The following is a 13,880-nucleotide window of genomic DNA, read 5'->3' on the forward strand; positions in this document are numbered from 1 at the left end:
CCCGCAGCGGAACGGCTCAGTCGCCGTCTTCGCGCTGATCGCTGTCCTTCTCGGCAGCAGCACCCGCCATGGCCTCACGCAGGTCGGCGATCTCCTTCTCGAAGTCCTCGACGGACGAGAAGGAGCGGTAGACGCTGGCGAACCGGAGGTAGGCGACCCCGTCGAGCTCACGCAGCGGGCCCAGGATGGCCAGGCCGACCTCGTGACTCGGGATCTCCGCCAGCCCGGCGGAGCGGATCGACTCCTCCACGCGCTGCGCGAGCTGCTGCAGCGCGTCGTCGTCGACGGGCCTGCCCTGGCAGGCACGGCGGACGCCGCTCACCACCTTGTCCCGGCTGAACTGTTCGGTGACGCCGGACCGCTTGACGACGGCGAGCACCATCGTCTCCGACGTCGTGAACCGCCGTCCGCACGACGCGCACGAGCGCCGCCTGCGGATCGCCTGGCCTTCATCCACCTCTCGGGAATCGACGACCCGAGAGTCCGCATGCCGGCAGAACGGGCACCGCATCCGCCGATCACCTTCCCCTCCCGCGCCGGCCGCCCCGGTCGACATCCGCCGGCCACCCTGCACCCCTGCACCTGGTGATCGTTTTGTGGACATCCGGTGGGTAAACGCCGACCAGCTGTGGACAACTGCTGCCCAGTCTACCCCAACCTGTGGACCAACTACAGCGGTGTAACTACTACATATAGCGGGCGAGCGTAGAACTCGACGGAGGTGTGCGCAAGCCGCCGGGGCGTGTCGGACCACGCCCGGGTGAGAACGGGCCGGCCTTGCCGCAGCGGCCGGATCGCGCGCGGCCGGGAGGCTGGGCGCCGCGGGCGGCTGCCACCCAGGTGGAGCAGTGTGCCGAGTGCTTCGGGGCCGGGATCGGGGGTGGGATGCGCGGGGTTGCGGGTTCACCGGAGAGGGTGATCTTGGCCAGGTGTGGTGGTACGGGGTTGACGACCGCGAGGCATCGCGGATGCGCCCGGGTGTTCGCGAGCCGGTCTTGGTTCGACGGCAGGATCGACTGACGGCCGGAGTCGGACCGCCGGAGGAGCCAGCCTCACTGCGGCAGGATCGACTGCCGCTCGCCGCCGAAGAAGTCGGCCTCGCCACGGCGACAGGATCGTCCGCCAACCGCTCCGAGCCGCCGGAGGAGTCAGGATCGCCCGCCGCCCGGAGTCAAGCCGAAGGGCGCCGCCACCCAGGTGGAGCAGTGCCGAACGCCTCGCAAGCGGGGCTCACGCGGAACTGCGCGACCACGGTTTCACCGGAGCGAGTGACCGTCACCCGTCCCCAGCGCGGGGGTCGGCGACCGAGGACATGCCGGGATCCGGCCAGCGCGAGCACGAGCCGTCGCCAACCTCAGGACCGCCCGCCGTCACGGGGCGGAATCGGCCACCGGGACCGTGAGCGGCAGCCCCGGCACCAGAACCGGCCGGTCCAGGCGGTTGAGCTCCTTGATCCGGGCCACCACCGCACCGGGCTCGCTCTCCGGCGCGAACCGGGCGGCCAGCGAAGCGAGCGTGTCGCCCTGCTCGACCGACACCGTCGCCGTGCGCTGCGGCACCGGGGCACCCGAAGCGCCGCCGCCGGCCAGGCCCAATCCCGTGACCACCAGGCAGCTCCCCACCGCGAGCGCGGCGAGCCACGGCCACCGCACGCCCACCCGGCGGGGCGCCGCGCAGGGCGAGCCGGCCGGGCGGCGGCCCGCGACGACCCGGGCGCGCGTCGGCGGGCGCTTGACCTCGCCGCGGAGCCCGCGCAGCACGCGCACGGGACGAAGTGGCGCCGGGACCGGGGTCGCCGGGCGAGCGTGCCCGCGTTCGGCCAGAATGGACATCCGAACCTCCTCGAAACCCTGGTGTCCGCCCGTTTCCCGGACCGGGGGCGGCCCGTGGATCAAGGTCGAACAGGCGTTCTATCGAACGCCCGTGCGAAGGTCTACCACCTGCCACCGACAAAATCGAGCGGACACGGCGTGTCGATCGAACAGATGTTTGAAATCGTCGTGCCCGGGGGCTAACGTCGGTGACCAGGGCATCTGCCGGGCAGATGCCGCCGGCGAGGCTGCCCGCACCCCCGCGGGCGGCGGCCGGCGCGCAGATACGTGCAGCGAACGTCTGGGAGGCGACGCAGTGGCGAAGGAGAACAAGGCGGGCAGGACCAGTGGGTCCCCCGGCGACTCGGGCAAGGTGCACACCATGCCCGAGGTGTACGACGTGGACGAGACCCTCACCGTCCGCCAGCAGCAGGTCCTCGACGTGATCCGCTCGTGGGTGAGCCGGTTCGGCTACCCGCCGAGCGTCCGCGAAATCGGGGAAGCGGTCGGGCTGACGTCGACGTCGTCGGTCTCCCACCAGCTGCGCGCCCTGCAGCGCAAGGGTTACCTGCGCCGGGACGCGAACCGCCCGCGCGCGGTCGGCGTCCTCTCGGCGACCGACGACAACCCCATGGGCATCGAGATGGACCAGCAGCCGGTCATGCCGAAGGCGGCGTACGTGCCGCTGGTCGGCCGGATCGCCGCCGGTGGCCCGGTGCTGGCCGAGCAGGCCATCGAGGACGTCTTCCCGCTGCCGCGGGAGATCGTCGGCGAGGGCGAGCTGTTCCTGCTGAAGGTCACCGGCGATTCGATGGTCGACGCGGCCATCACCGACGGCGACTGGGTCGTCGTCCGCCAGCAGCCGGACGCGGACAACGGCGAGATCGTCGCGGCGATGATCGACGGCGAGGCCACGGTCAAGACGTTCAAGCGCAAGGGCGGCCACATCTGGCTGATGCCGCACAACGAGGCGTACGAGCCGATCCCCGGTGACGACGCCACGGTGCTCGGCAAGGTCGTCGCAGTGCTCAGGCGCCTCTAGGAAGAGCGCTTCCGGGCTTTCGCACGGCCCGGAAGTTCACCGGATCGGCTGATCTTCGGCCGTGGGGAGCCGAAGGTCAGCGGCGAGTGCGGCGACGCAGCTTGCTGAAGCCGAACCAGCCGAGACCGACCACCGCGAGCGTGATCCCGGCAGCGGGCAGGATGGGGAGCCCGGCCCCGTCCCCCGCCGCGCCGGACGACGCGCCGGTGCCGGTCGAGGTCGTCCCCTCCGCCGGTGCGCCGGACTGCGCGGCCAACGCCGCCGCGCCCCGCACCGCGCGGAGGGGCTGGCCCGCCCCTTCGCTGCCGGAGAGCAGCGTCCCGTCGGGGTCGAATGCGATCGCCTCGCCTTGCTTCTCCCCCGGCAACGGGATCCGGACCGGCTGGCGCTGCAACGCCATCAGCACGTTGCCGTCCGGGGCCGCGTACACATACGCGTCCGTGTAGGTCCGCAACGCCACCACTGTGCCGTCCGCCGACGACGCGCCGCCGGTCACCAGGACCGAGCCGATCGACCCCACCGGGCCGCCCTGGGTGTCGGTCTCCGGAATCTTGACCGTGCCGACCTTCTCCAGGGTCGTCGGTCCCGGGCTCGCCAGCGGCCCTGACGGCCGGTACACCCGGGCCTCGCCCAGGATGTCCTTGGTGATCAGGTACGGCGTGCCCGCCTTGTCCATGATCAGCGCTTCGGTGTCGTGCTGGCCGTCCGGGTACGTCAGCCGGTGCAGGGTGAGCTTGCCCGCCGGGCTCAGCTCCAGCAGCGCGACCGTCAGCCGGCCCTTCTTGTTGTCGCCGGTGTCGGACAGCCACAGCGTCCCGTCCGGGGTGCGGGCCAGGTCCTCGACGTCGAACGGGTCCGTCTTGTCGGTCAGGACCTTCTGCACCTTGCAGTCCCGGCCGAGCACGAACACCTCGACCTTGCTGCCGCCGTCGTTGATCGCGTACAGCCGCGAGCCGTCCGAAACCAGGCCCGACAGCTCGCCGATGCGGGAGTCCTTCACCGTGCACAGCGTCTCCGGCGCAGGCGCGGCCGGGGCCGCGAGAGCCGGTACCGGCCCGCCGAGCACGGCCACCGAAACTGCCGCAAGAGCGACGACCCAGCGCACCCAGCCACCTCCGTAGTGTGCGATCCCCTGATCGCACACTACGGAGACGTGTCAGGCCCCGGTCGAGTTGGTCTCGTACTCGCGCAAAGCCGCCGCGAGGTCCGGGCGGACCCGCACCAGCAGGCGCGTGCCCTCCTCGGCGTGCTCCTCTTCGAGGACCTCGCCGTCGGCGTGCGCCCGCGCGACCAGCTCGCCGCGCGAGTACGGCACCAGCACGTCGACCGTGACCTCCGGGCGCGGCAGGCGCTCGGCGATCACCTCGACGAGCTCCGCGATGCCCGCCCCGGTCCGGGCCGAGACATGGACCGAACCGGCCAGCGCGTGCCGCAGCCGGGCCAGGCTGACCTCGTCGGACGCGTCGGTCTTGTTGATCACCAGCAGCTCCGGCGGGAGCGGCTCCTTGCGCTTGCGCGTGATCTCGCCGAGCACCTCGCGCACCGCGCTGACCTGCTCTTCGGGTGCCGGGTCGGACCCGTCGACCACGTGCACGAGCAGGTCCGCGTCGGCGGCTTCCTCCAGCGTCGAGCGGAAGGCGTCCACCAGCTGGTGCGGCAGGTGCCGCACGAACCCGACGGTGTCGGTCAGCGTGTAGCCGCGGCCGTCCGGGGTCTGCGCGCGCCGCGTGGTCGGGTCGAGGGTGGCGAACAGCGCGTCCTCCACCAGCACCCCGTCCCCGGTCAGCGCGTTGAGCAGGCTCGACTTGCCGGCGTTGGTGTAGCCGACGATCGCCACGCTGGGCACCTCGTTGGCCAGCCGCCGCCCGCGCTTGGTCTCGCGGATGGTGTCCATGGCGGCGATCTCGCGGCGCAGCTTCGCCACGCGCTTGTTGATCCGCCGCCGGTCGGTCTCGAGCTTGGTCTCACCGGGACCGCGCAGGCCCACGCCGCCGTTCGCACCGCCGGCGCGGCCACCGGCCTGCCGGGACAGCGACGCACCCCAGCCGCGCAGCCGCGGGATGAGGTACTGCAGCTGGGCCAGCTCGACCTGCGCCTTGCCCTCCTTCGACCGGGCGTGCTGGGCGAAGATGTCGAGGATCAGCGCGGTCCGGTCGATGACCTTGACCTTGACCTTCTCCTCGAGCTGCCGCAGCTGGCCCGGCGAGAGCTCGCCGTCGCAGATCACGGTGTCGGCGCCGGTGGAGCCGACGATGTCCCGCAGCTCCCGCACCTTGCCCGAGCCGATGTAGGTGGCCGGGTCCGGCTTGGTCCGCCGCTGGATGAGGCCTTCGAGGACCTCCGAGCCCGCCGTCTCGGCCAGGCGCGCCAGCTCGGCCAGCGACGCCTCGGACTGCAGGGCCGTGCCCTCGGTCCACACGCCGACCAGCACGACGCGCTCGAGCCGCAGTTGCCGGTACTCGACCTCGGTGACGTCGTCCAGCTCCGTGGACAGTCCCCTGACCCGGCGCAGCGACGCCCGGTCCTCGAGCTCCATTTCGCCTGTCGACGGGTCGCCGTCGTACAGGTCGTCGTCGTGGTCTTCGGTGTGTGTCAGTTCTGTCATCGTGCCTCCATGTTCCCACGAGTCGCCGCGGGAACCGAACTATTACGTGCTGGGATAGGTGGCGAGGTAGATCGCGGTGCGCGCCGCGCCGGGACGGCGGGGGCGCGCGCGGAACTCCTCGAGCAGGGCGTTGAGCCGCGTTTCCAGCTCCGCCCGCTCCTCGGGGGCCACCTGGACGACCAGGCGTGACTGGTGCACGCCGTCGAATCCGGTCTCGGCGATCTCGGCCAGATAGGCCTCGAGAACCGCCTGTTCCACGCCCTTGTCACCGCATGAGTCGAGTGTCCACGAAAGGCCCGTCGAAAGATACGGGATTTCCTTGGCCCCCCGGGTCCCGCGGCGCGGCGGCTGCGCGGCGAGGAAGCCGGTCTCGACGAGCCGGCGCACGTGGTGCAGCGTCGTCGCCGGGTCCCGGCCCAGCCGCTGCGCGAGCTCCTTGTTCGTCAGCGCCTCCGAGAAGGTCAACCGGATGATGCGCAGCCGTATTCCGGAGGCCAGCGCGGCGGCCTCGGCTTCGGTGGCGGTACGTCGTTTCTCGGGTGGCACGGCCTCCAGCTTAGAGCGAACAGTGATTGACACTTTCCAATCACTCACGCCACACTCGGGGACCATGCACAGGGGGTCGCTCTTCCGCCACGCCGACTTCCGGCGGCTGTTCGCCGGCGACACGGCCAGCCAGTTCGGCACGTACGTCGGCAACACCGCCGTCCCGCTGCTCGCGGCGGTGACACTCGCCGCGACGCCGTTCCAGATGGGCCTGCTCACCGCGGCCGAGACGGCCGCGTTCCTGCTGATCGGGCTGCCCGCCGGGGTCTGGGTCGACCGGCTCAGCCGCCGCCGGGTCATGCTCACCGCCGACTTCACCCGCTTCGCGCTGCTGCTGACCGTGCCGCTCGCCTGGTGGGCCGGGGTGCTGACGTTCGCGCAGCTGCTGGCGGTGGTGTTGTTCGCGGGCATGGCGACGGTGTTCTTCGACATCGCCTACCAGTCGTACCTGCCTTCGCTCGTCGGCCGGGAACACCTCCTGGAAGGCAACACGAAGCTGCAGGCCGTCCAGTCGACCGCGCAGATCGCCGGGCCGAGCGCCGCCGGTGTGCTGGTCCAGCTGGTGACCGCGGCGAGCACCGTGCTCGTCACCAGCCTCGGCTTCCTCACCTCGGCACTGTGCCTGCTGCGCATCCGGATGCGGGAAGCCGAACCGGACCGCGGCAGCCACCCCCCGCTGCTCCGGCAGATCGGCGAAGGGCTGCGCTTCGTCTTCTCCGACAGCCCGTTGCGGGCCATCGTGGGGACGACGTCGACGGCGAACTTCTTCAACGCGGCGCTCGCCGCCGTGCTGGTGCTGTTCCTGACGCGGGTCGCCGGTCTCCCGCCGGCCGCGATCGGCGTGCTGCTGGCGGCCGGGGGTGCCGGCGGGATCCTCGGCGCCCTCTGCTCGGGGGCGTTGACCCGGCGGATCGGCCAGGCGCGGGCGATCTGGCTGGTGCCGCTGTTCACCCTGCCCGGGCACCTGCTGCTCCCGCTCACCGCGCCGGACTGGCGGTTCGGCCTCGCCGTGCTCGGCGAAGCCGCCGCCGGCTTCGGGATCATCGTCTACAACGTCGCCCAGGTGTCCTACCGGCAGGCGATCTGCCCGGACCGGCTGCTCGGCCGGATGAACGCGAGCGTGCGGTGCGTCGTCTGGGGCACGATGCCCCTCGGCGGCCTGCTGGGCGGCGGCCTCGGCGAGTGGCTCGGCCTCACCGGCGCGATCTGGGTCGCGGTCGCCGGCGAGACCACCGCGGTCGTCTGGGTGCTGTGGTCGCCGCTGCGGCGCATGCGGGATCTGCCGACCGAGGCGAAAACCGGTTCCGGCGCCGCCTAGGGTTGTTCCATGAGTACCCCATACGAACGCCCGCGAGTTCCGGACAAGGTCGGTGTCGACGGTCTGGAGGTCAAGTGGGTACCCGTATGGGAATCCACCGGCGCCTACCGCTTCGACCGGACGAAGACCCGTGCGGAGGTCTACTCGATCGACACCCCGCCGCCGACGGTCAGCGGGTCGCTGCACATCGGGCACGTCTTCTCCTTCACCCAAACCGACGTTCTCGCGCGGTTCAAGCGGATGCGCGGGCTCGAAGTCTTTTACCCGATGGGGTGGGACGACAACGGCCTGCCGACCGAACGCCGGGTGCAGAACCACTTCGGCGTCCGCTGCGATCCCTCGCTGCCCTACGACCCGGACTTCCGCGCCCCGGAGAAGCCGGGCAAGGACGTGGTCTCGATCTCGCGGCGCAACTTCGTCGAGCTGTGCGAAACCCTGACCGAGACCGACGAGAAGATCTTCGAACAGCTGTGGCGGCGCCTCGGGCTGTCGGTCGACTGGACGATGACCTACCAGACGATCGGCCACGACTCGCGGCTGATTTCGCAGCGCGCGTTCCTGCGCAACCTCGAACGCGGCGAGGCGTACCAAGCCGAAGCGCCGACGCTCTGGGACGTCAGCTTCCGCACCGCGGTCGCCCAGGCCGAGCTGGAGGACCGCGAACGCCGGGGTGCCTTCCACGACCTGGCGTTCACCGGGCCGGACGGCGAAGACGTGGTGATCGCGACGACCCGGCCGGAGCTGCTGCCCGCGTGCGTCGCGCTGGTCGCGCACCCGGACGACGAGCGGTTCAAGCCGCTGTTCGGGAAGTCCGTGCGGACGCCGGTGTTCGGCGTCGAGGTGCCCGTGGTGGCGCACCACCTGGCGGATCCGGAGAAGGGCCGCGGCATCGCGATGGTGTGCACCTTCGGCGACACCACCGACGTGACGTGGTGGCGCGAGCTGCGCCTGGCGACGCGGGTGATGCTGGGCCGCGACGGGCGGTTCCTGCCCGACGCACCGCACGGCGTGGCCGCGGAGGCGTACGCGCCGCTGGTGGGCAAGACCGTCCACACCGGACGCGAGATCATGGTCCGCCTGCTGCGCGAAGCCGGGGCGCTGCGCGGCGAGCCGCGGCCGATCACGCACGCGGTGAAGTTCTACGAAAAGGGCGACAAGCCGCTGGAAATCGTCGCCAGCCGGCAGTGGTACCTGCGCAACGGCGGCACCGACCAGGCGTTCCGGGAAAAGATGCTCGCCCGCGGCGAGGAGCTCAACTGGGTGCCGAAGCACATGAAGGTGCGCTACTCGTCGTGGGTCGAGAACCTCGCCGGCGACTGGCTGGTGAGCCGCCAGCGGTTCTTCGGCGTGCCGATCCCGCTGTGGTACCGGCTCGACGCCCAGGGCGAGCCCGAGTACGACACCCCGCTGCTGCCGGACACCCTCCCGGTCGACCCGAGCAGCGACGTCCCGCCCGGGTTCACCGAGGAGCAGCGCGGCGTGCCCGGCGGGTTCGCGGCCGATCCGGACGTGATGGACACCTGGGCGACGTCGTCGCTGACGCCGCAGATCGTCGGCCGGTGGAGCGTCGACGACGACCTCTTCGCGCGCGTCTTCCCGATGGACCTGCGGCCGCAGGCGCACGAGATCATCCGCACCTGGCTGTTCTCGACGGCGGTGCGCGCGGAGCTGGAGCACGGCGAGCTGCCGTGGCGGGAGACGTCGATCGCGGGCTGGGTGCTCGACCCCGACCGCAAGAAGATGTCGAAGTCCAAGGGCAACGCGACGACCCCGGTGGACATGCTGGAGCAGCACGGTTCCGACGCGGTGCGCTACTGGGCGGCGAGCGCGCGGCCCGGCGTCGACACGGCGGTGGACGAGGGCCAGATGAAGGTCGGCCGCCGGCTGGCGACGAAGCTGCTCAACGCGAGCCGGTTCGTGCTCGGCCTCGGCGTGCCGCTGCCGGGCGCGGCCGCCGCCGAACCGCTGGACCGGGCGCTGCTGGCCGAGCTGGCCGCGGTGGCCGAAAAGGCGACGACCGCGCTGGAAGACCTGGACTACGCGCGGGCCCTGCAGGTCACCGAGACGTTCTTCTGGACCTTCTGCGACGACTACGTGGAGCTGGTGAAAGGCCGGGCCTACGGCGACCGGGGCCCCGACGCGGCCCAGTCCGCGCGGGTGGCGCTGGTGACGGCGCTGTCGGCGTTGCTGCGGCTGTTCGCGCCCTTCCTGCCGTTCTCGACCGAGGAAGTCTGGTCGTGGTGGCAGCCGGGCTCGGTGCACCGGGCGGCGTGGCCCGTCCCGGAACCCGGCGACGGCGAGCGGGAACTGCTGCCGCTGGCGAGCCAGGTGATCGCGGCGGTGCGGCGGGCGAAGACGGACGCGAAGGTGTCGATGCGCTCGGCCGTGCAGGCGCTGACGGTGACGGGCCCGGCCGAGGTGCTGGCCCGGTTCGCGCTGATCGAACCGGACATCCGCCTGGCCGGGGCCATTGTGGACATCACCACCGGCGAAGGTCATTTCTCCGTCGGGGCGAAGGTCGGCAGCCCGGCCTAGTATTGCCGGAAAAACAACCGGGAGGAAATTCATTAACGGCCGCAAAACAATCTTGGCCGTGAATGTATCAGGGCGGGTCCACCGTGTGTCTGTACCTTCGATCGTCGCGCGACGATCGAACGGAGGTGCACAATGGCCACGGTGGACGAGCTCGTCGCCATCAAGGAACGAGTCGAACAGGAACTGCTCGCCCGGCCCGGCGTGACCGGCGTCGACGTCGGCTACAAGGAGGTCGGCGGGCAGCGGACCGATCAGGTCGCGATCCGGGTGCACGTCGCCCGGAAAACCGACGACGTCCCGCACGAAGAACGCATTCCGGAACAGATCGAGGGAGCCGTCACCGACGTTGTGGAACGCCGGTACGAACTGCACGTCACCAGCGTGGAAATCGACGTTTCCGCGCAGGCGGACACCACGCACTACGCCACGCTCCAGGGCGGCATCAGCATGGGCCCGAGCCGCGTGATCGACAACCACATCTTCGCCGGCACGCTCGGCGCGATCGTGATCGACAACGCGACCCACGCCCACGCCGCCCTGACCAACTTCCACGTCGCGGCGGTCGATTCCGGCTGGCACGCCGGTGACCGGATGGTGCAGCCGAGCCGGATCGACACCGGTGTCGTGCCGTCGGACGAGTTCGGCGCGATCCTGCGAGCCACCCTGTCGGGCAACGTCGACGGAGCTGTCATCTCCATCGACGCGGGCAGGGCCAGCTCCTGCACGGTCGCCGAGATCGGCGACGTCCGGGGCAGCAAGGCCGCCGCCCTGGGCATGGCGGTCCGCAAGCGCGGCCGCACCACCGGCCTGTCCTACGGCACCGTCGACGGGATCGCGGCCACCGTCAACGTCGACTACGGCGACGGGCTCGGCGTGCACACCCTGGCCAACCAGGTCAGCATCGCCGCCGACACCGCGCACAACGCGATCTTCTCCGACCACGGCGACTCCGGCTCGGTGATCGTCGACTCCGACGGGTACGTCGTCGGGCTGCTCTTCGCCGGCGCCGGGGCGAGCACGGTGGCCAACCCGATCAGCGCGGTGCTGTCGGAGCTGAACATCTCCCTGTGCGTCGGCAAGTCGATCATCAAGGACATCAAGGACGGCCGGAAGGACTTCATCAAGGACAAGGACTTCCGCAAGGAGATCCAGAAGGAGCTGCGCAAGGAGCTCCAGAAGGAACTCGCGCTGGACAAGCGGGTCAAGGACATCCGGGACGTCTTCAAGGACCGGGAGCACGGCCCGGACCCCGACCCCGGCCCGCTCGGGCCCGGCGGGCAGGGCCTCGAACAGCGGCTGCGCGCGGTCGAGGACCAGCTGAGCAAGCTCGGCGGGTTCGTCGGCCCGGAGCTGCGGCCCGACCTGCTCACGCCGCTCACCGGCCAGGAGCCCCTGACCGACGCCGAGACCCGGCAGCTGCGGGCGGAGCTGGAGCAGCAGGTCGCCGACGCCGTCGCCGCCAAGACGGAATTCGACGCGCCGCCGGCGTGACGGACCAGGAGGCGCCACCGTGCTGCTCGTCCTCTGTTCGCTCGACGACACCGACAGCCAGTGGTTCGCCCGCCGGGCCACCCTGGCCGGCCGGGCGTGCGTCGCGGTGACGACCGAACGCCTGTCGTTCGCCCGCCGGCACGACCACCGGATCGGCCCGGCGGGCGACGTCCGCACCACCATCGAGCTCGCGGACGGCGTCGTGCTCGACGGCGAAGCCCTGACCGGCGTGCTGAACCGCGTCCGCGAACCGCCCGCGCTCGCCTGGTACCGGGCCGCACCCGACGAGCGTGACTACGCCTCGGCGGAGCTGTTCGCCTACACGCTCAGCTGGCTCGCCGGCCTGCCGTGCCCGGTGCGCAACACGCCGACCCCGCAGTGCCTCGCCGGCCCGGCACCGGACCCGGTGCAGGCGTGGGCGGCCGCGCACGCCGCCGGGCTGCGCTGCGCCCCGGTCCGGCTGGGCACCGGCACGCCGTGGCCGCCCGGGGACGCCGCGCTCGCCGGTGCCCGGGCCGCCGCGCCGGGGCCGGTCCGGCCGCGGCAGGTGCTCTGCCTCGACCAGGAAGTGCTCGACCGGGACGTGCCGCCCGCCACGGCGACCGGCGTGCGCCGGCTGACGAAGCTCCTCGGCGCCGAAACGGCGTTGCTCGGCATCGACTTCCTAGTCGGCGGCGAGGACTGGTGGTTCGCCGGCCTCACCGCGGTGCCCGCCCTCCGTCCCGGCGGCGACCTGCTGGTCGACCGGCTGCTGCACGCCTTGGAGACACCATGACGGTGCTGCTGTGGGGGCTGCCCGACGAGCCCCCGGTCCACCTGGTCGCCGCCGAGCTGCGGGCCCGGCACGCCGACGTCGTCCTCGTCGACTCCCGCGCGGCGGCCCACGACACGATCGACCTCCGGCTGGACCCCGGGGCCGACGTCGGCGGCGTGCTCCGCACCCGCGACCGGACGGTCGAGCTCGCCCGGGTCACCGGGGTGTACGTGCGGCCGGTCGAGCCCGAGCTCTTCCCGGGGCTCGACCCGGCGGAACTCGCCCACGCGCGGCGGTTCTGCGACGCGCTGACCAGCTTCACCGAGCTGACCGGGAGCTCGGGGCAGTGCCGGGTCGCGAACCGGCTCCTCGCGATGGGCTCCAACGTCTCCAAGCCGTACCAGGCGCAGCTGATCACCCGGCACGGCTTCGGCACGCCGTCGACCCTGGTGTCCAGCGACCCGGCGGAGGTGCTCGCGTTCGCCAGGCGGCACGGCCCGCTCGTGTACAAGTCGATCAGCGGCGTCCGCTCGATCGTCACCACGTTCGACCCCGCGGCCGACGCCGGGCGGCTGGCGCGGCTGCGCTGGTGCCCGGTCCAGTTCCAGGAGCACCTCGGCGGCCCCGACGTCCGGGTGCACGTCGTCGGCGACCGGGTGTTCGCGACCGAGATCACGACGACGGCGGTCGACTACCGCTACGCGCGCCGGGCCGGGACGACGGCCACGCTGCGCACCCACGAGCCCGACCCGGACGTCGCCGACCGGTGCGCCGGGCTCGCCGCGGCGCTCGGGCTGCCGTTCGCCGGGATCGACCTGAAGCTGGTCCCCGACGGCCGTGTCGTGTGCTTCGAGGTGAACCCGTCCCCCGGGTTCACCTACTTCCAGCACGGAACGGGGCAGCCGATCGCCGCCGCGCTGGCGGCCTGGCTGACCGGCTCGTGACCGGCGTCAGGACCCGGCCGCGACCCACCAGGCTTCGTCGAGCTCGCCGCGCGCCACGATCTCCGCCGGGCCCGACAGCGTCGACGCGCCGCGGGACACCGTCACCTCGACCCGGCCGCCCGGGATGTCCACGGTGGACGCGCCGGTGTCCGTGCCCGCCAGGTGGAAGGCCGCCGCCACCGCGGCGACCGTGCCGGTGCCGCACGCCCGCGTCTCCCCCACCCCGCGCTCGTGCACGCGCATCCGCAGCGCGCCTTCGCCGAGGCGGTTGACGAATTCGAGGTTCACCCCGTGCGGGAAGACGTCGTGGTCGAAGTCGGGCTGGTCGCGCAGGTCCAGGTCCGCGACGTCGTCGTCGAGCAGGGACACCAGGTGCGGGTTGCCGACGTCGACCGCCACACCGGAGAACGGGCGGCCGGCCACCACCGTGACCGAGGTGCCGGTGATCGTCGCCGGTCCCATGTGGACGGTCACCGAGCGGTCGGGGTGCACCACCACCGGGCGATCACCCGCCCGGGTGCCGACGGCGAATTCGCCCTCGGCGGCCAGGCCCGCGTCGACCAGGTAGCGGGCGAACACGCGCACGCCGTTGCCGCACATCTCCGCGATCGACCCGTCGGCGTTGCGGTAGTCCATGAACCACTCGCCCGCGGACGGCTCGCCGAGCGCGGCGGCGCGGACGATCCGCAGCACGCCGTCGGCTCCGAGACCGCGGTGGCGGTCGCACAGCGCGGCGACCCGCGCCGCGGTCAGCTCGAGGCGGCCCGCCGGATCGGGGAGCAGCACGAAGTCGTTCTGCGTGCCGTGCCCCTTGAGGAATTCGATTCCGCCCAT

The 13,880-nt window shown here is 72.0% G+C and carries 12 protein-coding genes; 6 read left to right on the forward strand and 6 right to left on the reverse strand.

Annotation, left to right across the window (positions count from 1 at the left end; all coding sequences use genetic code 11):
• Positions 1-16 precede the first annotated feature (16 nt).
• Positions 17-511: a transcriptional regulator NrdR gene (gene nrdR, locus AB0M93_RS23420; protein ID WP_033261941.1), complete on the reverse strand. Its 495-nt coding sequence runs from the start codon at positions 509-511 to the stop codon at positions 17-19.
• 859 nt (positions 512-1,370) lie between these two features.
• Positions 1,371-1,832 carry a LysM peptidoglycan-binding domain-containing protein gene (locus tag AB0M93_RS23425; protein ID WP_364276296.1) on the reverse strand — a complete coding sequence of 154 codons (462 nt, stop codon included), beginning with the start codon at positions 1,830-1,832 and terminating at the stop codon, positions 1,371-1,373.
• A 361-nt stretch (positions 1,833-2,193) separates the two neighbouring features.
• Here AB0M93_RS23425 and lexA point away from each other — a divergent pair, with 361 nt between their 5' ends.
• A complete protein-coding gene (gene lexA / locus AB0M93_RS23430) occupies positions 2,194-2,853 on the forward strand; it encodes a transcriptional repressor LexA (protein ID WP_051736098.1) in 660 nt (219 codons plus the stop codon).
• A 76-nt stretch (positions 2,854-2,929) separates the two neighbouring features.
• Here the strand turns inward: lexA and AB0M93_RS23435 are convergent, their stop codons facing one another.
• From AB0M93_RS23435 to AB0M93_RS23445, 3 genes are read right to left on the reverse strand one after another with little or no spacing between them, the layout of a single operon-like run.
• Positions 2,930-3,958 (reverse strand): esterase-like activity of phytase family protein, encoded by a 1,029-nt coding sequence (locus AB0M93_RS23435; protein ID WP_364276297.1) that lies wholly within the window; start codon positions 3,956-3,958, stop codon positions 2,930-2,932.
• Positions 3,959-4,009: 51 nt separating this feature from the next.
• Positions 4,010-5,458, reverse strand: coding sequence for a GTPase HflX (gene hflX / locus AB0M93_RS23440; RefSeq protein ID WP_364276298.1), 1,449 nt, complete (start codon positions 5,456-5,458; stop codon positions 4,010-4,012).
• A 42-nt stretch (positions 5,459-5,500) separates the two neighbouring features.
• Positions 5,501-6,004, reverse strand: coding sequence for a winged helix-turn-helix domain-containing protein (locus AB0M93_RS23445; RefSeq protein WP_364276299.1), 504 nt, complete (start codon positions 6,002-6,004; stop codon positions 5,501-5,503).
• A 64-nt stretch (positions 6,005-6,068) separates the two neighbouring features.
• Here AB0M93_RS23445 and AB0M93_RS23450 point away from each other — a divergent pair, with 64 nt between their 5' ends.
• The 5 genes from AB0M93_RS23450 (at position 6,069) to AB0M93_RS23470 (ending at position 13,046) form a co-directional block, all read left to right on the forward strand.
• Positions 6,069-7,322, forward strand: coding sequence for an MFS transporter (locus tag AB0M93_RS23450; RefSeq protein ID WP_364276300.1), 1,254 nt, complete (start codon positions 6,069-6,071; stop codon positions 7,320-7,322).
• Between the two features lie 9 nt (positions 7,323-7,331).
• Positions 7,332-9,857 (forward strand): valine--tRNA ligase, encoded by a 2,526-nt coding sequence (gene valS / locus AB0M93_RS23455; protein WP_364276301.1) that lies wholly within the window; start codon positions 7,332-7,334, stop codon positions 9,855-9,857.
• Positions 9,858-9,989: 132 nt separating this feature from the next.
• On the forward strand, positions 9,990-11,348 hold the full coding sequence (locus AB0M93_RS23460; protein ID WP_364276302.1) for a hypothetical protein: 1,359 nt from the start codon (positions 9,990-9,992) through the stop codon (positions 11,346-11,348).
• A 19-nt stretch (positions 11,349-11,367) separates the two neighbouring features.
• On the forward strand, positions 11,368-12,123 hold the full coding sequence (locus tag AB0M93_RS23465; RefSeq protein ID WP_364276303.1) for a hypothetical protein: 756 nt from the start codon (positions 11,368-11,370) through the stop codon (positions 12,121-12,123).
• Positions 12,120-13,046, forward strand: coding sequence for a RimK domain-containing protein ATP-grasp (locus AB0M93_RS23470; protein ID WP_364276304.1), 927 nt, complete (start codon positions 12,120-12,122; stop codon positions 13,044-13,046). The genes AB0M93_RS23465 and AB0M93_RS23470 overlap by 4 nt, the downstream gene beginning before the upstream one ends.
• Before the next feature lie 6 nt (positions 13,047-13,052).
• Here AB0M93_RS23470 and dapF read toward each other — a convergent pair whose 3' ends face one another.
• Positions 13,053-13,880: a diaminopimelate epimerase gene (gene dapF / locus AB0M93_RS23475; RefSeq protein WP_364276305.1), complete on the reverse strand. Its 828-nt coding sequence runs from the start codon at positions 13,878-13,880 to the stop codon at positions 13,053-13,055.

It is taken from the genome of Amycolatopsis sp. NPDC051102 (assembly GCF_040682815.1).
GTDB lineage: Bacteria > Actinomycetota > Actinomycetes > Mycobacteriales > Pseudonocardiaceae > Amycolatopsis.